The sequence below is a fragment of the Albidovulum aestuarii genome (genome assembly GCF_029961185.1).
Lineage (GTDB): Bacteria > Pseudomonadota > Alphaproteobacteria > Rhodobacterales > Rhodobacteraceae > Albidovulum > Albidovulum aestuarii.
This window is the reverse complement of record NZ_JASBQQ010000001.1, coordinates 244903-267326: the sequence shown is the minus strand read 5'-3', so window position 1 is coordinate 267326 and position 22424 is coordinate 244903. Positions and strand designations below refer to the sequence as shown.

23 protein-coding genes are annotated in these 22424 nt (G+C 63.1%); 19 read left to right on the top strand and 4 right to left on the bottom strand.

The window, feature by feature from the left end; genetic code table 11:
• Position 1: 1 nt before the first annotated feature.
• Both glmS and glmU read right to left on the bottom strand, forming a co-directional pair.
• Positions 2 to 1816 (bottom strand): glutamine--fructose-6-phosphate transaminase (isomerizing), encoded by a 1815-nt coding sequence (gene glmS / locus QKW60_RS01350; RefSeq protein WP_282365863.1) that lies wholly within the window; start codon positions 1814 to 1816, stop codon positions 2 to 4.
• The gene (glmU, locus tag QKW60_RS01345; protein ID WP_282365862.1) at positions 1816 to 3165 is read right to left on the bottom strand and encodes a bifunctional UDP-N-acetylglucosamine diphosphorylase/glucosamine-1-phosphate N-acetyltransferase GlmU; all 1350 of its coding nucleotides are present in this window, start codon (positions 3163 to 3165) and stop codon (positions 1816 to 1818) included. The genes glmS and glmU overlap by 1 nt, the downstream gene beginning before the upstream one ends.
• 106 nt (positions 3166 to 3271) lie before the next feature.
• On the opposite strand from glmU, the gene QKW60_RS01340 reads away from it, so the two are divergent.
• Together QKW60_RS01340 and QKW60_RS01335 are read left to right on the top strand one after the other, a co-directional pair.
• Complete coding sequence (locus tag QKW60_RS01340) at positions 3272 to 3934, top strand: HAD-IA family hydrolase (protein ID WP_282365860.1); 663 nt, start codon at positions 3272 to 3274, stop codon at positions 3932 to 3934.
• Between the two features lie 143 nt (positions 3935 to 4077).
• Entirely contained in the window at positions 4078 to 5304 is a 1227-nt protein-coding gene (locus QKW60_RS01335) for a DegT/DnrJ/EryC1/StrS family aminotransferase (RefSeq protein ID WP_282365858.1), read from the top strand.
• Between the two features lie 45 nt (positions 5305 to 5349).
• Here QKW60_RS01335 and QKW60_RS01330 read toward each other — a convergent pair whose 3' ends face one another.
• Positions 5350 to 5745: a RidA family protein gene (locus tag QKW60_RS01330; RefSeq protein WP_282365857.1), complete on the bottom strand. Its 396-nt coding sequence runs from the start codon at positions 5743 to 5745 to the stop codon at positions 5350 to 5352.
• Positions 5746 to 5943: 198 nt separating this feature from the next.
• Here QKW60_RS01330 and QKW60_RS01325 point away from each other — a divergent pair, with 198 nt between their 5' ends.
• On the top strand, positions 5944 to 7107 hold the full coding sequence (locus tag QKW60_RS01325; RefSeq protein ID WP_282365855.1) for an isovaleryl-CoA dehydrogenase: 1164 nt from the start codon (positions 5944 to 5946) through the stop codon (positions 7105 to 7107).
• 74 nt (positions 7108 to 7181) lie between these two features.
• Here QKW60_RS01325 and QKW60_RS01320 read toward each other — a convergent pair whose 3' ends face one another.
• On the bottom strand, positions 7182 to 7775 hold the full coding sequence (locus tag QKW60_RS01320) for an OmpW/AlkL family protein (RefSeq protein WP_282365854.1): 594 nt from the start codon (positions 7773 to 7775) through the stop codon (positions 7182 to 7184).
• 146 nt (positions 7776 to 7921) lie between these two features.
• On the opposite strand from QKW60_RS01320, the gene QKW60_RS01315 reads away from it, so the two are divergent.
• From QKW60_RS01315 to nuoF, 16 genes are all read left to right on the top strand, one after another.
• Positions 7922 to 9526 carry a carboxyl transferase domain-containing protein gene (locus QKW60_RS01315; RefSeq protein WP_282365852.1) on the top strand — a complete coding sequence of 535 codons (1605 nt, stop codon included), beginning with the start codon at positions 7922 to 7924 and terminating at the stop codon, positions 9524 to 9526.
• A gap of 3 nt (positions 9527 to 9529) precedes the next feature.
• Complete coding sequence (locus QKW60_RS01310) at positions 9530 to 10081, top strand: thermonuclease family protein (RefSeq protein WP_282365849.1); 552 nt, start codon at positions 9530 to 9532, stop codon at positions 10079 to 10081.
• Positions 10081 to 10518: an ASCH domain-containing protein gene (locus QKW60_RS01305; protein ID WP_282365848.1), complete on the top strand. Its 438-nt coding sequence runs from the start codon at positions 10081 to 10083 to the stop codon at positions 10516 to 10518. The genes QKW60_RS01310 and QKW60_RS01305 overlap by 1 nt, the downstream gene beginning before the upstream one ends.
• 82 nt (positions 10519 to 10600) lie before the next feature.
• Positions 10601 to 12529 carry an acetyl-CoA carboxylase biotin carboxylase subunit gene (locus QKW60_RS01300; protein WP_282365847.1) on the top strand — a complete coding sequence of 643 codons (1929 nt, stop codon included), beginning with the start codon at positions 10601 to 10603 and terminating at the stop codon, positions 12527 to 12529.
• Positions 12526 to 13182 (top strand): glutathione S-transferase family protein, encoded by a 657-nt coding sequence (locus QKW60_RS01295; protein ID WP_282365846.1) that lies wholly within the window; start codon positions 12526 to 12528, stop codon positions 13180 to 13182. The genes QKW60_RS01300 and QKW60_RS01295 overlap by 4 nt, the downstream gene beginning before the upstream one ends.
• Positions 13175 to 14029: a hydroxymethylglutaryl-CoA lyase gene (locus QKW60_RS01290; RefSeq protein WP_282365844.1), complete on the top strand. Its 855-nt coding sequence runs from the start codon at positions 13175 to 13177 to the stop codon at positions 14027 to 14029. Before QKW60_RS01295 ends, QKW60_RS01290 begins: the two co-directional genes overlap by 8 nt.
• On the top strand, positions 14029 to 14811 hold the full coding sequence (locus QKW60_RS01285; RefSeq protein WP_282365843.1) for a crotonase/enoyl-CoA hydratase family protein: 783 nt from the start codon (positions 14029 to 14031) through the stop codon (positions 14809 to 14811). Before QKW60_RS01290 ends, QKW60_RS01285 begins: the two co-directional genes overlap by 1 nt.
• Positions 14812 to 14998: 187 nt before the next feature.
• Positions 14999 to 15364 carry an NADH-quinone oxidoreductase subunit A gene (locus QKW60_RS01280; protein WP_282365841.1) on the top strand — a complete coding sequence of 122 codons (366 nt, stop codon included), beginning with the start codon at positions 14999 to 15001 and terminating at the stop codon, positions 15362 to 15364.
• A complete protein-coding gene (locus QKW60_RS01275) occupies positions 15355 to 15888 on the top strand; it encodes a NuoB/complex I 20 kDa subunit family protein (RefSeq protein ID WP_282365840.1) in 534 nt (177 codons plus the stop codon). Before QKW60_RS01280 ends, QKW60_RS01275 begins: the two co-directional genes overlap by 10 nt.
• Before the next feature lie 10 nt (positions 15889 to 15898).
• Complete coding sequence (locus tag QKW60_RS01270) at positions 15899 to 16507, top strand: NADH-quinone oxidoreductase subunit C (protein ID WP_282365839.1); 609 nt, start codon at positions 15899 to 15901, stop codon at positions 16505 to 16507.
• Positions 16507 to 17379 carry a sulfotransferase family protein gene (locus QKW60_RS01265; protein WP_282365838.1) on the top strand — a complete coding sequence of 291 codons (873 nt, stop codon included), beginning with the start codon at positions 16507 to 16509 and terminating at the stop codon, positions 17377 to 17379. Before QKW60_RS01270 ends, QKW60_RS01265 begins: the two co-directional genes overlap by 1 nt.
• A gap of 4 nt (positions 17380 to 17383) precedes the next feature.
• Positions 17384 to 18604: an NADH-quinone oxidoreductase subunit D gene (locus QKW60_RS01260; protein WP_282365837.1), complete on the top strand. Its 1221-nt coding sequence runs from the start codon at positions 17384 to 17386 to the stop codon at positions 18602 to 18604.
• A 355-nt stretch (positions 18605 to 18959) separates the two neighbouring features.
• Positions 18960 to 20060: an NADH-quinone oxidoreductase subunit NuoE gene (gene nuoE / locus QKW60_RS01255; protein WP_282365836.1), complete on the top strand. Its 1101-nt coding sequence runs from the start codon at positions 18960 to 18962 to the stop codon at positions 20058 to 20060.
• A 38-nt stretch (positions 20061 to 20098) separates the two neighbouring features.
• On the top strand, positions 20099 to 20878 hold the full coding sequence (locus tag QKW60_RS01250) for an NADH:quinone oxidoreductase (protein ID WP_282365835.1): 780 nt from the start codon (positions 20099 to 20101) through the stop codon (positions 20876 to 20878).
• Positions 20879 to 20885: 7 nt separating this feature from the next.
• Positions 20886 to 21119 (top strand): DUF5337 domain-containing protein, encoded by a 234-nt coding sequence (locus QKW60_RS01245; protein ID WP_282365834.1) that lies wholly within the window; start codon positions 20886 to 20888, stop codon positions 21117 to 21119.
• Positions 21120 to 21128: 9 nt separating this feature from the next.
• The gene (gene nuoF, locus QKW60_RS01240; protein ID WP_282365833.1) at positions 21129 to 22424 is read left to right on the top strand and encodes an NADH-quinone oxidoreductase subunit NuoF; all 1296 of its coding nucleotides are present in this window, start codon (positions 21129 to 21131) and stop codon (positions 22422 to 22424) included.

Genomic DNA, 22424 nt, shown 5'->3' with positions numbered 1-22424 from the left:
GTCATTCCACCGTAACGGATTTCGCGAGGTTCCTCGGCTGGTCCACGTCGGTGCCTTTGGCGACGGCGGCGTGATAGGCCAGAAGCTGGGCGGGCAGCGCGTAAAGGATCGGTGCGAAGATCGCCGGGATCTCGGGCAGGGTCAGCGTCTTCCAGGTGCCAAGGCCTGCTTCCTCCGCGCCTTTCGGATCGGTGATCAGGATGACCTTGCCGTGGCGTGCCATCACCTCCTGCATGTTCGACACGGTCTTGTCGAAGAGCGCATCGCGCGGGGCGAGGACGACGACGGGGACGTTCTTGTCGATCAGCGCGATGGGGCCATGCTTGAGTTCCCCTGACGCATAGCCTTCGGCGTGTATATAACTGATTTCTTTCAGTTTAAGTGCGCCTTCCAATGCCAGCGGGAACATCGCGCCACGCCCGAGGAAGAGGACATCCTGCGCCTCGGCCACGGCAGCCGCCATCACGGCGATCGAGGCTTCACGGGTCAGCGTCTGGTTCATCAGGCCCGGCAGGGTAGCGAAGGTTTTCAGGTGTTCCGCCAGGGTCTTGTCGTCGATCCTTCCCCGGTCATGACCCGCCTTGAGCGCCAGAAGCAGGAGCACCGAAAGCTGGCAGGTAAAGGCCTTGGTGGAGGCGACGCCGACCTCGACGCCCGCAAGGATCGGCAGCGCCACATCGCTTTCCCGCGCGATGGAGGAGGTCGGCACGTTCACGATGGAGACGATCTTGGCCACCTTTTCCTTCGCGTACCGCAAGGCGGCCAGCGTGTCGGCGGTTTCGCCCGACTGGCTGACGAAGATCGCGTAGGAGTTTTCCGGCATGGGCGGTTCGCGGTAGCGGAATTCCGAGGCGATATCGACTTCGCAGGGCAGGCCCGCGAGGCTTTCGAACCAGTATTTCGCTGTCAGGCAGGCATAGTTCGCGGTGCCGCAAGCCACCAGCGTCAGCCGGTCGAGCGTTGAAAAGTCCAGTTCTTCGGGCAGATTGATCTGGCGGCCCCGGCAATAATGCTTGATTGCATCGGCCAGAACGATCGGCTGTTCGGCGATCTCTTTCGCCATGAAATGCTTGTAGCCGGCCTTTTCGATCCGCGTCGCCTCAAGCTGGATCTGTTGCAGCTCACGGTTGGCGCGGCGGTCGGCGGTGTCGAAGATCTCGACGCCTGCGCGGGTGACGAAGGCATAATCGCCTTCCTCCAGATAGGTGATGCGGTCGGTCATCGGCGCGAGCGCGATGGCGTCGGATCCCACGAACATCTCGCCCTCGCCATGGCCGATGGCTAGGGGCGAGCCCTTGCGGGCGGCGATCATCAGGTCTTCCTCGCCGTCGAAGAGGAAGAGAAGCGCGAAGGCGCCTTCAAGGCGGCGCAGGGTCTCGCGCGCGGCGTCGCGGGGGCTCATGCCCTGATCCATATGGTGGCGGGTCAGAAGGGCGACGGTTTCGGTGTCGGTCTCGGTCTCCGCCGCCAGTCCCTTTTCGGCAAGTTCTGTGCGCAGATCGCGGAAGTTCTCGATGATACCGTTATGGACGACGGCAACCGGGCCGGAGCGGTGCGGATGGGCGTTGACGACCGTCGCCGCGCCATGGGTTGCCCAGCGGGTATGGCCAATCCCGGCCTTGCCCGCGAGCGGGTCGTGAACCAGAAGGTCGGACAGATTGACGAGTTTGCCGACCGCGCGTCGGCGGTCCAGCCTGCCCCCATTCACGGTGGCGATCCCAGCGGAATCGTAGCCGCGATATTCCAGCCGTTTCAGCGCCTCGACAAGGATCGGCGCGACCTCATGGCTGCCCAGCACCCCAACAATACCGCACATTACTGCGCCTCTTTCTGGCGTTTTGCCTTTATTTGTTTCAGCTTTTCGAACAATTTTGTCGCGAGGCCGGGTTTTGTTTCCTGTTTGGCGCGCGAAATGGCCAGAGCCTCTGCCGGAACGTCCTGCGTGATGACCGAGCCCGAGGCCGTCAGCGCCCCATCGCCCACCTTCACCGGGGCGACCAGCATCGTGTCCGACCCGATGAAGGCGCGTTTGCCGATCTCGGTCCGGTGCTTCATCACCCCGTCATAATTGCAGGTGATCGTGCCCGCGCCGATATTCGTATGCTCGCCGATATGGGCGTCGCCCAGATAGGTCAGATGGCCAACCTTGACGCCTTCGTCGAGGATCGCGTTCTTGATCTCGACGAAATTGCCGACATGCACGTCCTCGGCCAGTTCAGCGCCGGGGCGGAGGCGCGCAAAGGGGCCGACCGTGGCGCCGCGCGAGATATGGCAGCCTTCAAGATGGCAGAACGCGCGGATCTCCGCTTCGCTTTCGACGGTTACGCCGGGGCCAAAGACGACATTGGGGGCGATGACCGTATCGCGGCCGATCACGGTATCATAGGCGAAGAAGACGGTTTCGGGCGCGGTCATCGTGACGCCGTTCTCCTGCGCCTCGGCCCGGGCGCGGGCCTGAAAGCTGGCCTCGGCCTGTGCAAGCTGCGCGCGGGTGTCGACGCCAAGAGTTTCGCCCTCACCACAGGTCACGACCGAGGCAGAGCGGCCCTTGGCGCGGGCCAGCGCGACGATCTCGGTCAGGTAGTATTCACCCGCCGCATTGTCGTTCGAGAGCCCGGTGACGAGGTCTGAAAGCAGCTCGGCCTCAACTGCCATCAGCCCGCCGTTGCAAAGTGTTACTGCACGTTCGGCTTCGGTTGCATCCTTTGCCTCAACGATCCGCTCAAGCAAGTCGCCCGACAGGATCAGTCGGCCATAACGGCGCGGATTGGCGGGTTCAAATCCGAGGACGGTGATGTCGGTCGCCGAACCGGCCAGCGCCTCCAGCGTTTCGGTGCGAATGAGTGGTGTGTCGCCAAAGAGGATCAGCACCTTGCCCTTAAAGCCCTCAAGCGCGGGCAGGGCTTGTGCCACGGCATGGCCGGTGCCGAGCTGTTGATCCTGTGTGACGGTAACGACGGTTTCATCTACCTCGCGGGCTGCCTTGGAGACGGCTTCGCCTTCGTGTCCGGTCACGACGATCATCCGTTCAGGTTCCAGCGTCGCGCCCGCCCGCATTGCATGGGCAAGGACCGGCGCGCCTGCCACTTTGTGCAGGACCTTGGGCAGGTCGGAATTCATCCGGGTCCCCTGTCCGGCGGCGAGAATGATAAGCGCTGTGGCCATGAATGAGACTTCCCTTGACGTCCGGCACGTTTTAACGATGGCCGCAAATGCCGCAAGGGGCGCGGCTTCACAACACCTTTCGGCAGGTTACAGGGGACGGGCGACGATGCGCACGGTTATTTTCGATCTCGACGGGACGCTCGCGGACACCTCGGCCGACCTGATTGCTGCGGCCAATGCCTGTTTCCGTGGGCTTGGGGTCGGCAATATGCTTGACCCGGTTGCAGATGCGCTGACCGCCTTTCACGGCGGCCGCGCAATGCTGCGGCTGGGGTTTTCCCGGCTGGGGCAGGGCGGCGAGGCCGAGGTCGACGCGCAGTACCCGATCCTGCTCGCGGCCTATGAGGAGGGGATCGATCGCGAAACGCGGCTTTATCCCGGTGCCATCGAGGCGGTCGAGGCGCTCAGGGCGGCCGGTTATGCGACGGGCATCTGTACCAACAAGCCCGAACGTCTGGCCGAGGTGCTGATGACGCGGCTTGGGGTACGGGGCCTCTTCGGTTCCCTCATCGGCGCGGATACGCTCCCAGTGCGTAAACCTGACCCCGCGCCATACCGGCTGTCGGTCGAACGGGCGGGGGGGCGCGTCGAGAACTCAATTCTGATCGGCGACACGGATACCGACCGCCAGACGGGCCGCGCGGCGGGTGTTCCGGTGGCTTTGGTTACCTTTGGCCCGGCAGGGCAGGGGGTGGCCGGTTTTGCGCCGGAGGCGTTGATTGACGACTTCGCCGATCTGCCGGAGATCGTTCGCGGGCTGATCGGCTAGCTCGGCAATACGTACGCCCTTCCTATTTGGGAATGGGAAGGTGCCATAGTCGGGCTGTTTTGCGGGGCTGAAAGACGGGTTTCACGAATCCGAACCGGTTCACTGGTTATTGACCGGGTTTGACGGGCAGGAGAGAAGACCGAATGAGCGAGCGTTTTACAGGCAGTTTCACCCAGCAGGAGCAGATCCCCGAGGCGGGGATCGAGGCGGCGATCAGGGTCATGCGCCACGGGCGGCTGCACCGCTACAATACCGTCGCGGAGGAAGTGGCCGAAACGGCGCTTCTGGAGGAGGAGTTCGCAGCTTATACCGGTGCGAAATACTGCCTTGCCGTCGCCTCGGGCGGCTATGCGATCGGTTGCGCCCTCCGCGCCATCGGCATCGGTCCCGGCGACACGGTCCTGACCAATGCCTTCACGCTCGCCCCCGTTCCCGGCGCTATCGCCGCAGTTGGCGGCAGGCCGGTCTTTGTTGAGACGACCGAAGACCTGGTGATCGACCTTGATGATCTTGCGGCCAAGCTGCCCGGGGCCAAGGCGCTGCTTCTCAGCCATATGCGTGGCCATATCTGCGACATGGACCGGCTGATGGCGCTATGCGACGCAGCGGGGGTGAAGGTGATCGAGGATTGCGCCCATACGATGGGTGCCGCCTGGCGGGGCGTACCGTCGGGACGCTGGGGTGTCGCGGGCTGCTATTCGACCCAGACCTACAAGCACATGAATTCCGGGGAGGGCGGGCTTCTCGTCTCTGACGATCCTGATCTGATGGCGCGGGCCACGATTCTATCGGGCAGCTACATGCTTTACGGCCGCCACCACACCGCCCCCGGCCCCGATGCGTTCGAGAAGGTGAAATTTGTGACTCCGAACGTCTCGGGCCGGATGGACAACCTGCGCGCGGCGATCCTGCGCCCGCAGCTTGCTGACCTTCCCGCGCAATGCGCCCGCTGGAACGCGCTCTACAAGGTGCTGGAGGCGGGGCTCGCCGATACGCCAGGCCTGAAGCTCATCCCGCGCCCGGCGGAAGAGGCCTATGTTGCTTCATCCTTCCAGTTCCTTCTGCCCGACTGGTCAGAGGGCCGCGTTCGTGCCGTGATCGCCCGCGCCGCGAACCGGGGGGTGGAGTTGAAATGGTTCGGCCATGCCGAGCCCACCGGTTTCACCTCGCGTCACGACAGCTGGCGCTATGCCGAACGCCAATCGCTGCCGAAGACCGACCGTATCCTGTCGGGTCTCATCGACATGCGTCTGCCGCTGACCTTTTCGACTGAGGACGCGGCGCTCATCGCCCGGATCATCCGTGCCGAGGTCTCAGCCGTTCATCAGGGCGAGGCTGCGCCTGTCGATATGGTGCCTTCGGCGGATTGAGGGCGGAACGTTCGGGCGGTTGTGACCGTTTGTGCCTTTCCCCCGTCAGTCAGGAACAACCGCATCCACTTCAATCTCGACGAGCCATTCGGGATTCACGAAGCGGTTGATCGCCATGATGGTATCGACTGGTCGTGCATCGAGGCAGTAAAGTTTCCGGGCCTCGATGGCCTGTTTCCAGTTGTCGATGTCGGTCAGGATGACCCGGGTCCGCACGATATCCTGCAAACCGGAACCGGCCTGTTCCAACGCATCCCTTATGATCTCGAAGCATTGTTTGGTCTGCTCGAAAACATCGCCAACGCCAACGGTCTTGCCGTCGCGATTGACGGGGGCGGTTCCTCCGACAGCTATGAAATTGCCGACCCGAACCGCGCGGCTGAAGCCGACCAAGCTCTCCATCGGATTGCCATTTGAAATCAGTTTCCGCCCATGTGCCATGTCACGAATCCTCCATCCAGCATGCGAATGATACTTCAGATGCCGGGTGCGACATCGCTTTTTTCATGGGATCGTTTTGGCGTTGACGGGCAAATGGCGCCTTGTGTGGCTTTATGTTGGTGGCGTTGACACCCATTGACCCGACTCACCCTTTCGATCTATGAATTGAACATACGTTCATTTCTTTCGGGGGCGCCAATGTTCACCGCATCCATGAAGTTCCATTTGGGCGATGAGATCGAGGCCTTGCGCGACATGGTTCATCGCTGGGCGCAGGAGCGCGTCAGGCCGATGGCCGCCGAGATCGACCGGGCGAACGACTTCCCGGCAGAGCTTTGGAAAGAGATGGGTGATCTAGGGCTCCTTGGCATCACGGTGCCCGAGGAATACGGCGGGGCAGGGATGGGCTATCTCGCCCATTGCGTCGCTGTGGAGGAGATCGCGCGGGCCTCGGCCTCGGTCTCGCTGTCCTACGGCGCGCATTCCAACCTTTGCGTCAACCAGATCAAGCTGAACGGCTCGCCAGAGCAGAAGCAGAAATACCTGCCGCGCCTGATTTCCGGCGATCATGTCGGCGCGCTCGCGATGTCCGAGGCGGGGGCGGGGTCGGACGTGGTGTCGATGAAACTCCGCGCCGAGAAGAAGAACGACCGCTTCGTCCTGAACGGCACCAAGTTCTGGATCACCAACGGGCCGGACGCCGATACTCTTGTCGTCTATGCCAAGACCGATCCCGAGGCCGGATCGAAGGGCATCACCGCCTTTCTCGTGGAAAAGGAGATGAAGGGCTTTTCCACTTCCAAGCATTTTGACAAGCTCGGCATGCGCGGGTCGAACACCGCCGAACTGGTGTTCGAGGATGTCGAAGTGCCGTTCGAAAACATCCTTGGCGAAGAGGGCAAGGGCGTCCGTGTCCTGATGTCGGGGCTCGACTACGAACGCGTGGTCCTCTCTGCCATCGGCCCCGGCATCATGGCCGCCTGCATGGATGAGGTGATGCCCTACATCGCCCAACGCAAGCAGTTCGGCCAGCCGATCGGGAACTTCCAACTGATGCAGGCCAAGATCGCCGACATGTATACCAAGATGAACTCGTCCCGCGCCTATATCTACGAGGTGGCGAAAGCCTGCGACCGGGGCGAGGTCACGCGTCAGGACGCGGCGGCCTGCGTGCTCTATGCCTCCGAAGAGGCGATGAACGTCGCCCATCAGGCGGTGCAGGCGATGGGCGGCATGGGCTTCATGAACGAAACCCCCGTCGCCCGCATCTTCCGCGACGCCAAGCTGATGGAGATCGGCGCCGGGACGAGCGAGATCCGCCGCATGCTGATCGGGCGGGAGTTGATGGGGGCGATGGGGTGAAGCAAGGGTCACCCGCCACGAATAAAGGGCGCGTCCCCTACCTGACGCGCCCCTTCCCTGTGCCTGTATGCGGCTCAGAATTTCATGACATAGGACATGCCGACCACGATCGGGTCGATATCGACCGTGCCGATCGGCGCGCCGCCCAGAGATACATCGCTTTCGATGTCCATCCAGCGGACCTCGGTCCTCAGAGCGCCCTTGTCGCTCAGCGCGAAATCAACGCCCGCTTTCACCGCCAGCCCAAAGGAATCGTCCAGCTTGACGTTCCCAAGCGCCGATTTTTCAGAGAAGAACGTGGTGTAGTTGAGGCCCGCGCCGAAGAACGGCGTCAGCTTGCCGCCGGTCGGCATATGATAGACCAGCGACAGGGTGGGCGGCAGGTGCTTGACCGTCGCGGTGCCGACACCCTGTACGGTTGCTGTGTGCTTGAACGGTGTTGCCGCCAGCAGCTCGATACCGACATTGTCCCAGGGGAAATACTCAACGGTGATCGTCGGGCGGATATTCTCGTCGACGCTGGTTTGAGCACCTGCAAGCAAGCCGTTGTCATCCTTCGGATCGACGTAGCCGAAACCAAGGCCGAGCGTCCAGTCACCTGCGGACTGGGCGTGCACCGGGGCGGCGACGGCAAGGGCGAGGATGGCGGGCAGTATTGTAAGTTTCATGGTCGTTCCCTCTTTGGTCGCGCGCAGGACCGTCCTAGCGCGCGGGCTGGCGGAGGCTTTGACCTGAGTCAATTTTATTCTGCGGCGCGGCAGGGTGTTGCTGCAAAGCCGCATCGGAATGCAATCAAGGGTCTGGAGGCAGACGCATGAAGCTCGCAAGTCAGGTTCTGACCGGCTCCGACAGCTACCGCGCCAACTGCGCGGCGCATGAGGCGATGCTGGCGACTATCGCCGAGGCTGCGGCAATGGCCGCCGCTGGCGGCGGTGAGAAGTCCCTCGCCCGCCATGTCGCGCGGGGCAAGATGCCGCCGCGCGAACGGGTGGCGAACCTTCTCGATGCGGGTTCCCCGTTCCTCGAAATCGGCGCGACTGCTGCTCACGGGATGTACAATGGCGACGCCCCCGCTGCGGGCGTCATCGCGGGCATTGGCCGGGTGCATGGGCAGGAGGTCATGGTGGTGGCAAACGATGCCACCGTGAAGGGTGGCACCTATTACCCGATGACGGTCAAGAAACACCTCCGCGCGCAGGAGATCGCCGAGGAAAACCATCTGCCCTGCATCTATCTTGTGGACAGCGGCGGCGCCAACCTGCCCAATCAGGATGAGGTCTTTCCCGACCGCGACCATTTCGGCCGCATCTTCTTCAATCAGGCGCAGATGAGCGCGAAGGGCATCCCCCAGATCGCCGTTGTCATGGGGTCCTGCACTGCGGGTGGCGCCTATGTGCCCGCGATGTCCGATGTCTCGATCATCGTGAAGGAACAGGGGACGATCTTCCTTGCCGGCCCGCCGCTCGTGAAGGCCGCGACGGGCGAAGTCGTCAGCGCCGAGGACCTGGGCGGCGGCGACGTGCATACCCGCCTTTCCGGTGTCGCCGATTATCTGGCGGAGGATGATGCCCATGCGCTGGCGCTCGCCCGCCGCGCGGTCAGCCACCTGAACCGCCGCAAGCCGCAGAGCGTCGACTGGCAGAGCCCCGAAGCCCCCGCCTATGATCCCGAGGAAATCCTCGGCCTCGTCCCGGCCGATTTGCGCACACCCTACGACATCCGCGAGGTGATCGCGCGCATCGTCGACGGCTCGCGCTTCGACGAATTCAAGCCGCGCTTTGGTGAGACGCTGGTGACGGGTTTTGCCCATGTCGAAGGCTGCCCGGTCGGGATCGTCGCCAATAACGGCGTCCTCTTCTCTGAGTCCGCGATCAAGGGCGCGCATTTCGTGGAACTCTGCAGCCAGCGCAATATCCCGCTCGTCTTCCTGCAGAACATCACCGGCTTCATGGTCGGGCGGAAATATGAAAACGAGGGCATCGCCCGGCACGGCGCCAAGATGGTGACGGCGGTGGCCACCACCAATGTTCCGAAGATCACCATGCTGGTCGGCGGCTCCTTCGGCGCCGGGAACTATGGCATGGCGGGCCGCGCCTACAGCCCCCGCTTCCTCTGGACGTGGCCCAATTCCCGCATCTCCGTCATGGGCGGCGAACAGGCGGCAGGCGTGCTTGCCACCGTCAAACGCGACGGGATCGAGCGGGCAGGGGGGACGTGGAGCGCCGAGGAAGAGTCAGAATTTAAACGCCCGACGATCGAGATGTTCGAGGAACAGTCGCATCCCCTCTACGCCTCGGCCCGCCTCTGGGACGACGGCATCATCGACCCGCGCAAGAGCCGAGAAGTGCTCTCGCTTTCCCTCTCCGCAGCGCTAAACGCCCCCATTGAACCGACGCGCTTCGGCGTCTTCCGGATGTGAGCAATGGCGCGACGCAGGAACAATGTGGTGCGCTACAGCCGCGACTACCGGCGGCCGCCGAAATGGAACATGGGTCTGCCGCCCCGCCGCAACCGGCTGGCTGATCCGCGCTTCTATCTCAGGGCGGTCATCGGGCTCGCGACGGTTGGGCTCGTAGTCCTTCCGGGCATCGCGGATGCGACCCTCTCCATCCTGCGACCGCTGGCGGGCGGGGAGGAAAGCTGCCGTATCTATCAGGTGGTCGACGGGGATACCGTCCGCATGTGGTGCCCCGGCCGGGGCAATGTTTCGGCGCGGCTCAAGGGTTTCGACACGCCTGAATTGTTCTCGCCGCAATGTGCATCCGAACTTGCCGCAGCCGTAAAGGCGAAATGGGCGCTGCGTCTGGTTCTATGGCAGGCGGATGAGGTGAGGATCGTCCGCGAAGGCACTGACCGCTATGACCGTGCACTGGTGACGGTATTTATCGACGGCGCGCCGCTTGCCCGCCGCATGATCGCCGACGGCCATGCCCGCGCCTATGGTGGCGGTATCCGCCAGACATGGTGCGCATGATGGCGGCGAAACCGAACACCATCCTTGCGCTGAATGCCGCCCGGTCACGCTATCCCGGGGCCCAAACCTTCACCTTCGCGGACAGCCGCGCGCTCTGCGACCGGCTACTGACGCTCGTCCGCACCGGTGCCAAGACCGCGACCTGTGGCGCTTTGCGCGACTTTCATGCCGAGGGCGAGGTTTTGCCGGTCGCCGGCCGCCGCGACATCGCGCTCGACTGGGATGGCGGTCCGGCGCTCGTCATCGAGACGCGCGAGGTCACCGTCCGCCGTTTCTGCGATGTGGATGAGGATTTCGCGCTGGCCGAGGGTGAGGACACGACGCTTGCGGGCTGGCAGGAAGGCCATCGCGCCTTCTTCGAGCGCAATGGTGGTTGGTCAGCGGATATGGAGCTTGTCTGCGAACGCTTCCGCCTGATCGAGGATTTCGCGGCATGATCATTCGCATTTCTTCATCATTGAAACACCCCACCGGGGTCCGGGGGTGTGAAACCCCCGGCGACGCCAAAAGGACGGACGCATGTTCCACAAAATCCTGATCGCCAACCGGGGCGAGATCGCCTGCCGGGTCATCGACACCTGCCGTCGCCTCGGCGTCGCAACGGTCGCGGTCTATTCCGATGCGGACGCCACCGCCCGCCATGTCGCTATGGCCGATGAAGCGGTGCATATTGGTGGACCGGCGCCGAAGGACAGCTACCTGAAGGGCGACGAGATCATCGCGGCGGCGAAGGCCACCGGCGCAGAGGCGATCCACCCCGGTTACGGCTTCCTGTCCGAAAACCCAGGTTTCGTCGAGGCGGTTGAGAATGCGGGTCTGACCTTCATTGGTCCCTCGGCGAAAGCGATCCGGGCGATGGGCCTCAAGGATGCGGCCAAGGCGCTGATGGAAGAGGCGGGCGTTCCCGTCGTGCCCGGCTATCACGGCGACAATCAGGACCCCGAACACCTCGCCGGGGCCGCCGACACCATCGGCTACCCGGTCCTGATCAAGGCCGTTGCGGGTGGCGGCGGCAAGGGCATGCGGCTCGTGGAGCGCCCGGAGGAGTTCGACGAGAAGCTGACAAGCGCACGAGGAGAAGCCGAGACCGCTTTCGGCAACCCCGCCGTCCTGATCGAAAAATACGTCCAGAAGCCCCGCCACATCGAGGTGCAGGTCTTCGGCGACGGCGCCCGTGCGGTGCACCTCTATGAACGCGACTGCTCGCTCCAGCGTCGGCACCAGAAGGTGATCGAGGAAGCGCCCGCGCCGGGCATGACCGAGGAAATGCGCGCGGCGATGGGGCAGGCGGCGGTGCGTGCGGCTGAGGCCATCGGCTACAAGGGGGCGGGCACGGTCGAGTTCATCGTCGACGGCTCAGATGGTCTGCGCCCCGACCGTTTCTGGTTCATGGAGATGAACACGCGGCTTCAGGTAGAACATCCGGTGACTGAGGCGATCACCGGCATCGATCTGGTGGAATGGCAGTTGCGCGTCGCCAGCGGCGAACCTCTGACCTCGCAGCAGGAGGATATCCCGCTCAAAGGCCACGCCTTCGAGGCGCGGCTTTATGCCGAGGATGTGCCCGCAGGTTTCCTGCCTGCGACCGGCACGCTGACGCATCTCCATTTCCCCGAAGGCGCCCGCGCCGATACCGGCGTGCGGCCCGGCGATACGATCAGCCCCTGGTATGACCCGATGATCGCCAAGGTTATCGTTCACGGGGCAACCCGCGCCATTGCGCTCTCGAAACTCCGCGCGGCGCTTGAAGATACCGAGGTTGCGGGGTCGGTCACGAACCTCTCGTTCCTTGCAGCCCTTGCCCGGCACGAAGGCTTCCGCGCCGGCGATGTCGATACCGGCCTCATCGCCCGCGACCTCGGTCCATTGACCGAGGATGCTGCGCCGGACCTCGACGTCCGTGCCCTTGCGGCTTTGGGCGCGGCTGGGCTCGCCGAAGGCGGCGCATCCATGTCCGGCTTCACGCTCTGGGCCCCGTTGAGGCGCACGGTTGCACTCGACGGGATGACAGCGCTTATAGAGGTTCTGGGGCCGGGCCGGGCCCGTGTCTCGATTGATGATGAAAAAGCCGATTGCAGCATGACCGCGGGCGCGTGGTGGGTAAATGACCGCCCCTCGGGCGCGCGCATCGTTCTGACGCCGGGCACGGTTTCGGTCTTCGGGCCGGGGGCTTACCACTTCAATCTGATCGATCCCCTTGACCGGCAAAGTGCCCCAGCGGGCGGCGGGTTGACGCTTTCGCCGATGCCGGGCCTTGTGAAAACAGTTTATGTGTCTGCGGGCCAGACGGTGGCGGCGGGAGACCGGTTGGCGGTGCTGGAAGCGATGAAGATGGAACACACGCTGACCGCCGCGCGTGATGGCACGGTGGCCGAGGTGCTGGTCAAGCCCGGCGCGCAGGTCGAGGCAGGTGCTGCACTCGTGCGGCTGGAGGAAGACGAGGCATGATCCGCCTGCATCACTGCCACCAGACGCGGTCCATGCGATCGCTCTGGCTCCTTCACGAGCTTGGCGTGAAGTTCGATGTGATGGTCCACCCCTTCGACAAATCACTACGTTCGCTCGACTATCTCTCGGTCAATCCTGCGGGCCGGGTGCCAGCGCTGGAAATCGACGACCGGGTGATCTGGGAAAGCGGGGCGATCACCGAATATTTGTGCGAGCGCTTCCCCGAAAAGAACCTCGGCCGCGCGCCGGGCGATCCCGAGCGCGCAAACTGGCTCATTTGGGTGCATTTCGCCGAGACGATCAGCCAGCACACCGCCGCCCTGACCCAGCAGCATATTGCGCTTTACGACGATACGATGCGCAGCCCGGTCGTGATGCGGCTGGAGGCCAAGCGGATCGAGAAATGCTACGGCGCGCTGGAACGGCGGTTGATCGGGCGGGACCACCTGTTAGACGGAGGCTTCTGCGCTGCCGATATCGGTGTGGCACAGGCGCTCTACATGGCCCGGCACTTTGCGAAACCGGACCTTTTCCCGGCGCTGACGGCTTGGTACGGGCGGGTGACCGCGCGTCCTGCGTTCCAAAAGGCGCTGCCGCCGAAGAAAGCGGACCAGCTTTACAAGCGGGACTTTTATGAGGCCTGGGATGGGTGAGTTCGTCGAGATCGTCGAGATGGGGCCGCGCGACGGACTCCAGAACGAAAAGCGCATCATTCCGACGGCGGAAAAGATCGCGCTTGTCGATCTTCTCAGCCGGGCCGGGTTCCGGCGGATAGAGGTGGCGAGTTTCGTCAGCCCGAAATGGGTGCCGCAGATGGCCGACAGCGCCGAGGTGCTGGCCGGGATTACCCGCAGGGCGGGGGTTCGATATGCGGCACTGACACCCAATATGAAAGGCTATGAGGGCGCGAAGGCCGCCCGTGCCGATGAGGTGGCGATCTTCGCCTCGGCCTCTGAAGGGTTTTCCAAAGCCAACCTGAATTGCACCATCGCCGAGAGTCTCGACCGGTTCCGGCCCGTCGCCGAAGCGGCAAAGGCAGATGGCATCCCGGTCCGGGGCTATGTCTCGGTCGTAACGGACTGCCCCTACGATGGAAAAATCGCGCCCGTATCTGTGGCGCGGGTCGCGGCCGCCCTGCGTGATATGGGATGCTATGAAATCAGCCTTGGCGACACGATCGGACAGGGGCGGCCCGAGACCGTGGATGCCATGCTCGCGGCCGTGCTGGACGAGATGCCGCCCGAACGGCTTGCTGGGCACTACCACGATACCGCAGGCAGGGCTCTGGCCAATATCGACGCCTCTTTGGCGCGTGGTCTTAGGGCTTTCGACGCCGCCGTTGGCGGCCTTGGTGGCTGCCCCTATGCGCCCGGTGCGGCGGGCAATGTCGCGACGGAGGCGGTTGCCGCGCATCTGGCGGCACTGGGTTACCAGACTGAATTGGATATGGCGGTTCTGGCCGAAGCGGGCGCGCTGGCACGTAACATGCGGGGTGCATGATGTATGAGACGCTTTCACTTGACTGCGACGACCATGGTGTCACCCGGCTGACGCTCAACCGGCCGGAAAAGCACAATGCTTTGTCGGCGACGATGATCGCCGAACTGACCGAGGCGGCCGGGCGGCTTGGCCGTGATCCGGCGGTGCGGGTGATCGTACTGTCCGGCGCGGGCGACAGCTTCTGTGCAGGCGGCGATCTTGGCTGGATGCGCGAACAGATCGCGGCGGACGGGGCGACCCGGGCACGGGAGGCGACAAAGCTCGCCATGATGCTGAATGCGCTCAACACCTGCCCGAAGCCGGTGATCGGCCGCATTCAGGGCAACGCCTTCGGCGGCGGTGTCGGCATAGCCTCTGTCTGCGACGTGGCCATTGGCGTGGCCGGTGCCCGCTTTGGACTGACCGAGACCAAGCTTGGCCTCATCCCCGCGACCATCGGCCCCTATGTGCTGGCCCGGCTGGGCGAGGCGATGGCGCGGCGGGTCTTCATGTCGGCACGGCTTTTCGGGGCAGAAGAGGCCGTGACGCTGGGCCTTCTGGCCCGTGCGGTCGATCCCGAGGATCTGGATGACGCGATCGAGACGGAGGTCGCCCCTTATCTAGCCTGCGCGCCGGGTGCGGTGGCCGAAGCCAAGGCGCTTGCCCGCAAGCTTGGGCCCCGGATCGACGAGGCGATGATCGCCGAGACCATCGGCGCACTCGTCAGACGGTGGGAAAGCCCCGAGGCAGCCGAGGGAATCGCCGCCTTCTTCGACAAGCGCGCCCCGGTATGGAAAACCTGAGAAATTTGTCAAAACCGAAACGCCACGGCATGGCAGGGTAGCGTTAACTGCCCGCCAGACCCGACATTTTCCGTGTCTTACACGACAGAATGCGGCCCGCCTTTGGTTGACCCCGTCCGGGCGGGGGAGTAAACGGGCGAGAGCCATATGACGCGTGTCGCACACGCGCGGGACGAAGGAGCCAACGGTGGACGATCAGCTCAGAGAATATCTTCCCATCCTCATCTTCCTCGCCATGGCCGTCGGGCTCGGTCTGGTCCTTATCCTCGCTGCCGCCATTCTCGCGGTTCGAAACCCCGATCCGGAGAAGGTTTCGGCCTATGAATGCGGCTTCAACGCCTTCGACGACGCGCGGATGAAGTTCGATGTGCGCTTCTACCTTGTCTCGATCCTCTTCATCATTTTCGATCTGGAAGTGGCCTTCCTCTTTCCTTGGGCGGTGGCGTTCAAGGACATCTCGATGGTCGGGTTCTGGTCGATGATGGTGTTCCTGGCGGTGCTGACCATCGGCTTTGCCTATGAATGGAAGAAGGGGGCGATGGAATGGGCGTGATGACGGGGGCGAACACCGCCGGCGGCGACCGTGAGGTCGCGACCCAGGCGCTGAACCGCGAGTTGCAGGACAAGGGCTTCCTGCTGACCACGACCGAGGACATCATCAACTGGGCGCGCAATGGCTCGCTGCACTGGATGACCTTCGGCCTCGCCTGCTGCGCGGTCGAGATGATGCATACCTCGATGCCGCGCTACGATCTTGAGCGTTTCGGCACCGCGCCGCGCGCAAGCCCGCGCCAGTCCGACCTGATGATCGTCGCCGGCACGTTGACCAACAAGATGGCGCCCGCTCTGCGCAAGGTCTATGACCAGATGCCCGAGCCGCGCTATGTGATCTCCATGGGATCCTGCGCCAATGGCGGCGGTTATTATCACTACAGCTATTCCGTGGTGCGCGGCTGCGACCGGATCGTGCCGGTGGACATCTATGTGCCCGGCTGCCCGCCGACTGCCGAGGCGCTGCTTTACGGTATCCTGCAGTTGCAGCGGAAGATCCGCCGCACCGGCACGCTTGTTCGCTGAGGAGGAACTGATGTCCGAAGCCCTTCAGGAGCTGGCCGTCCATCTTGAACTCAAGCGCCCCGACGAAGTGATCGCGACCGAGATCGCCTTTGGCGAGCTTAATGTTACCGTCACACTCGCGGGTCTTGTCGATTTTATCGAATTCCTGCGTGCCGACCGGTCCTGCCGGTTCTCGACGCTCGTCGACATCACGGCGGTCGATTACCCCGAACGCCCGGCCCGGTTCGATGTCGTCTATCACTTCCTATCCATGTATCAGAACGCCCGCATCCGCGTCCGCGTTCAGGCCCGCGAAGAGGATATGGTGCCGTCGATCACCGACATTCACCCCTCGGCCAACTGGTTCGAGCGGGAGGTCTTCGACATGTTCGGGATTATCTTCTCCGGTCATCCCGACCTACGGCGCATTCTGACGGATTACGGCTTCCGCGGCTATCCGCTCCGGAAGGACTTCCCGACCACGGGCTATACCGAAGTGCGGTATGACGAGACGCTGAAGCGCGTGGTCTACGAGCCGGTGAAACTGGTGCAGGACTACCGGCAGTTTGATTTCATGTCGCCCTGGGAGGGCGCGGAATACATCCTTCCGGGCGATGAGAAACAGGGGGCCAAGGGCTGATGGCCAGACCGGTGGTCATGTACGGGATCGGTGCGACGAAGGCGGGGACCTCATGGCTCTACCGCTACCTCGCCGCTCATCCCGACTGTTACCTTCGGTCCATCAAGGAACTGCATTTCTTCGACAGCCACGAAAAGGGCAGCCGCGACTGGCATCTGAAACAGTTCGAAAACACCGGCGCCTCGCTTGGTCGCAAGATCGCGGGCGGGCAGGACGGGGTAAACGGCTGGGCGAGCCTGCATCTGGCCGAAATCGGGGTCTATTCCGGTATCCTGCGCAATGGGGACGAAACCGCCTATCTCGCCTTCCTTCACGATGGCCGTGACAAGGAAAGCGTCGTCGGCGATATCACGCCCTGCTACTCGCTTCTGTCGGCCAAATGCCTCGCCCATATGGCTGAAATCGCAGGCGATGCGCGTTTCGTCTATCTGATGCGCGACCCTGTGGACAGGCTCTGGAGCCATGTCCGCATGATCGCCAAGCGGCGCAGCAAGGATGGCGGCGATATTCCCGAACGCGCCGCGCGCATCTTCGACAAGGCACTGGACGGGCAGGAAGATCACATCGTCGAACGCGGCGACTACCGCGCGACGCTGGAAAAGCTGGAAAAGGCGCTGGACCCCGAGAAGGTGTTCCTCTGTACCTACGAGGAGCTTTTCTCGGATGAAGCGGTCCAGCGGCTTTGTACCTTCCTCGGCATCCGGCCGATGCCGGGGCAATACGACAGCCGGGCGCATGTCGGCATTCCGGTGCCGATGACGGCGGAGCAGATACATCGCGCGGCGGAGTTCCTTCGCCCGCAATACGATTATGTCGCGTCAAAGCTCGGGCAGATGCCCCGGGGCTGGGGCGCGGCCATGGCAGGGGCATGAGATGATGGACGGTTCCAGAGGCTATGAAGACGCGCTGACCGGCGAACAGCGGATCCGCAACTTCAACATCAACTTCGGCCCGCAACACCCTGCGGCGCATGGTGTTTTGCGGCTTGTTCTGGAGCTTGACGGCGAGGTCGTGGAACGCTGCGACCCGCATATCGGCCTTCTGCATCGCGGCACCGAAAAGCTGATGGAGAGCCGCACTTATCTGCAGAACCTGCCCTATTTCGACCGGCTCGACTATGTGGCGCCAATGAATCAGGAGCATGCCTGGTGTCTGGCGATCGAAAAGCTGACCGACACTGTCGTGCCGCGCCGGGGCCAGCTGATCCGGGTGCTCTTTTCCGAAATCGGCCGCATCCTGAACCATATCCTCAACGTCACCACGCAGGCGCTCGACGTTGGCGCGCTGACCCCGCCCTTGTGGGGCTTTGAGGAACGCGAAAAGCTGATGGTCTTCTATGAACGCGCCTGTGGCGCGCGGCTCCACGCCGCCTATTTCCGCCCGGGCGGCGTGCATCAGGACCTGCCGGACGACCTTCTGAACGATATCGAGGAATGGGCGACCCATTTCCCGAAGGTGATCGACGATCTCGACGGGCTTCTGACCGAAAACCGCATTTTCAAGCAGCGCAATGCCGATATCGGCATCGTGCATGAGGAAGACGTGCTGCGCTGGGGTTATTCCGGCGTCATGGTGCGCGGATCGGGCATGGCCTGGGACCTGCGCCGCGCCCAGCCCTATGAATGCTACGACGAATTCGACTTCAAGATTCCGGTCGGCAAGAACGGCGACTGCTATGACCGCTACCTCTGCCGCATGGAAGAGATGCGCCAGTCGGTGTCAATCATCCATCAGGCCATCGCCAAGCTTCGTGCGCCCGAAGGCAAGGGTGATGTCATGGCGCGCGGCAAGCTCTCGCCGCCGAAACGGGCTGAGATGAAGCGCTCGATGGAGGCGCTGATCCATCACTTCAAGCTTTACACCGAGGGCTTCCACGTCCCTGCAGGCGAGGTCTATGCCGCCATCGAGGCACCCAAGGGCGAGTTCGGCGTCTACCTTGTCGCCGACGGGTCCAACAAACCCTACCGCGCCAAGATCCGCGCCCCCGGCTATCCGCATCTGCAGTCAATTGACTGGATGGCCAAAGGCCACCTTCTGGCCGACGTTGCCGCGATCATCGGCACGATGGATGTCGTTTTTGGGGAGATCGACCGTTGACCTTAACGCGACTTGTTACCAGTGGGATCGTGGTTTTGGGGCTGAGTGTCGGTGGTGCGAACGCTGCCGGGACGGTTTGCCTGATCAGCGCCGATGCGTGTCAGGACATTCAATCTGGCAAAAACAAAAGCTTGCGCCAAAAACTTTCGGCTCCGAAACACGCGACCGATGTCATGGCTGCGAATATCATATATAGCACTTTCAATAAGTTTCAATCAGAAGCAAACGGTTGCAAGTCGTCCGAGAAAGTCACTCTGGATGGTTTCAAACCGGTCTTCGTGCTCGGCTCAGGAAAAGACAAACGCGCACTGCTCGCTCGCAGCGCAACTGAGTGTGCTTGGATTAGGGTAAGATAATGCTCCGCCGCCTGTACCACGACCAACCCGCCTCTTTCGAATTCACACAAGCGAACCTCGCCTGGGCGAAGGGGCAGATCACGAAATACCCCGAGGGCCGTCAGGCCTCGGCGATCATCCCGCTTTTGTGGCGCGCGCAGGAGCAGGAGGGCTGGCTCTCCCGTGCCGCGATCGAGCATGTCGCAGATATGCTAGGCATGGCCCATATCCGGGCGCTGGAAGTGGCGACCTTCTACTTCATGTTCCAGCTGCAACCGGTTGGTTCTGTTGCCCATATCCAGATCTGCGGCACCACGTCCTGCATGATCTGCGGCGCGGAAGACCTGATCAAGGTCTGCAAGGAAAAGATCGCGGCGCAACCACATACTCTCTCCGCTGACGGCAAGTTCAGCTGGGAAGAGGTCGAATGCCTCGGCGCTTGCACCAACGCGCCCATGGCCCAGATCGGCAAGGATTACTACGAGGATCTGACTGCCGAGAGCCTATCGAAGCTGCTGGACGACATGGCGGCGGGCAAGGTGCCGGTGCCGGGCCCGCAGAACGGCCGCTATGCCTCTGAACCCCTGAGCGGGCTCACGAGCCTGAAGGAATATGAAAAGGGTCGGGCGAAGTACAATGGCTCTGCCCAGCGGGCCGTCGATATCGGCGACAGCATCAAGCGTATCGACGGGACCGAGGTGCCGCTTTTGACCCCATGGCTCGGCAAAGGCGCGGCACCGGCTGCAAAAGCGCCTGCGAAAAAGGCCGCTGCGGCGGCGAAACCCGCCAAGGCCGAAAAGCCCGCCGCCAAGGCCGACGCCAAACCGGCCAAGGCGAAGAAACCCCGCACACTGAAAGCGGCGCGCAAGGGCGGCGCGGACGATCTGAAGATGATCAAGGGCGTCGGGCCGAAGCTGGAAGAAATGCTGAACGGCATGGGCTTTTACCACTTCGATCAGGTTGCGGCCTGGACCGAGGCGGAGCTGGCCTGGGTCGATGACAATATCGAAGGGTTCAAGGGCCGCGCCAGCCGTGATGGCTGGATCGACCAGGCCAAGATTCTGGCCGGGGGCGGCCAGACCGAGTTCTCCAATCGGGTAAAGAAAGGCGACGTCTACTGAGCAGGTAACAAGCACGGGGATTACGAGGGATGACAGGGATGAGCAGCGCGGAATGTCGCAGGAACGTCTGGTGGGTCGCCATTGCTGGCGGCGTGCTGGTGGCGCTCATGCTGATCGTCGTTGCAAAATATGCTGTTCTCTCGGCGCTTCTGATTGGCGCGATCTTCGCCGCCGCGCTTGGCCTGTTCCTTGGCTGGGCCTTCTGCACGAAGGTTGAGGAAACGCTAGGGGGAGATGCCCCGGCCCAAATCACCCCAAAGCCTGAACCGGTGCCTGCGCCAGAGGCTGCGGCTGCGAAGGAACCGGTCGCGTCGCCAGCCCCCCTGGTGAGCGCCACCGATGCAGTGACGGTATCGAAGGACGCGAAGCCTGAGGCACCCACGAAGTTGAAAAAACCGGCGGTTGCGAAGAAACCGAAAGCGGCCAAACCCGCCGCGAAGAAACCGGCCGCTGAAAAACCCGCACCGAAAAAGGCGGCAACCGCTGCCGCACTCGACGCGGCGCTGGCCAAGTCCAAGGACGACCCTGTGCCGGATGCGCCCGAGCTCCTGAAAGCGCCCCGTGGCGGGAAGGCGGATGACCTGAAGCTGATCAAGGGCGTCGGCCCGAAACTGGAAGCGCTTCTGAACGAGGTTGGCGTCTGGCATTTCGACCAGATCGCAAGCTGGAAGGCAAAAGACATCGCCCATGTCGATGCCCTGATCGTGGGCTTTCACGGCCGCATCACCCGCGATGAATGGGTGAAGCAGGCAAGGGTTCTGGCCAAGGGTGGCGAGACCGAGTTTTCGAAGCGTGCCCGGAAGGGCGACGCGAATTGAGGTGTGAATGACAAAGCCGAACCCTGAGGAGATGCGCCTTGCCAAAGAGGCGCGTTTGGTGGCGGTGGTGATCACCGCGACCATGATCCTCTGGCTTGGCGCGCAATGGCTGGGCGGGAAGGCGGGCTGGGAAACCCGTTTCGTCTTCCTCTTCGACCTGGCCGCACTGGCCGCGTTCATCTGGGCGATGGTCGTAACATGGCGGATCTGGCGGCGGCAGAAGCGGCCCGAGGGAAATTGAGGACTTAAGATGCTGAAAGATCAGGACCGGATCTTTACCAATCTCTACGGGATGCATGACCGCTCGCTTGCCGGCGCGAAGAAGCGCGGGCATTGGAACGGCACGAAAGAGATCCTTGCGCGCGGCCGTGACAAGATCGTGGAAGAGATCAAGGCGTCGGGCCTGCGTGGGCGGGGTGGTGCTGGCTTCCCGACGGGCCTCAAATGGTCCTTCATGCCGAAGCAGTCGGACGGGCGTCCCTCCTACCTTGTGGTCAACGCGGATGAATCCGAACCCGGCACCTGCAAGGACCGGGAGATCATGCGCCACGATCCCCACACGCTGATTGAGGGCTGCCTGATCGCTTCCTTCGCGATGGGGGCGAATGCCTGCTACATCTATATCCGTGGCGAATATATCCGTGAGCGTGAGGCGCTTCAGGCCGCGATGGATGAGGCCTATGACGCAGGCCTTGTCGGCAAGAACGCCTGCAAGTCGGGCTTCGATTTCGACATCTACCTTGCCCACGGCGCCGGCGCCTATATCTGCGGCGAGGAAACGGCGCTGCTGGAAAGCCTTGAGGGCAAGAAGGGCATGCCGCGCATGAAACCGCCTTTCCCGGCGGGCGCGGGGCTTTACGGCTGCCCGACCACGGTGAACAACGTGGAATCGATTGCTGTTGTGCCGACGATCCTGCGGCGCGGGCCGGACTGGTTCGCCTCTTTCGGGCGGCCCAACAATACCGGGACGAAGCTCTTTGGCATCTCGGGCCATGTGAACAACCCTTGCGTCGTCGAAGAGGCGATGTCGATCCCGCTGAAGGAGCTGCTGGACAAGCATTGCGGCGGCGTGCGCGGCGGCTGGAAGAACCTCAAGGCGGTGATCCCTGGCGGGTCCTCGGTGCCGATGCTGCGGGCCGAACAATGCGATGACGCGATCATGGATTTCGACTGGCTGCGCGAACAACGCTCGGGCCTTGGTACGGCGGCGGTGATCGTGATGGATCAGTCGACCGACGTCATCAAGGCGATCTGGCGGCTTTCGAAATTCTACAAGCATGAAAGCTGCGGCCAGTGCACGCCCTGCCGCGAAGGCACCGGCTGGATGATGCGGGTTATGGACCGGCTTGTCCGCGGCGAGGCCGAGGTCGAGGAAATCGACATGCTGATGGATGTGACCAAGCAGGTCGAGGGCCACACGATCTGCGCCCTTGGTGATGCTGCCGCCTGGCCGATCCAGGGCCTTATTCGCCAGTTCCGCGACGAGATCGAGGACCGGATCAAGGCCAAGCGCACCGGCCGCACCGGCGCGATGGCGGCGGAGTAG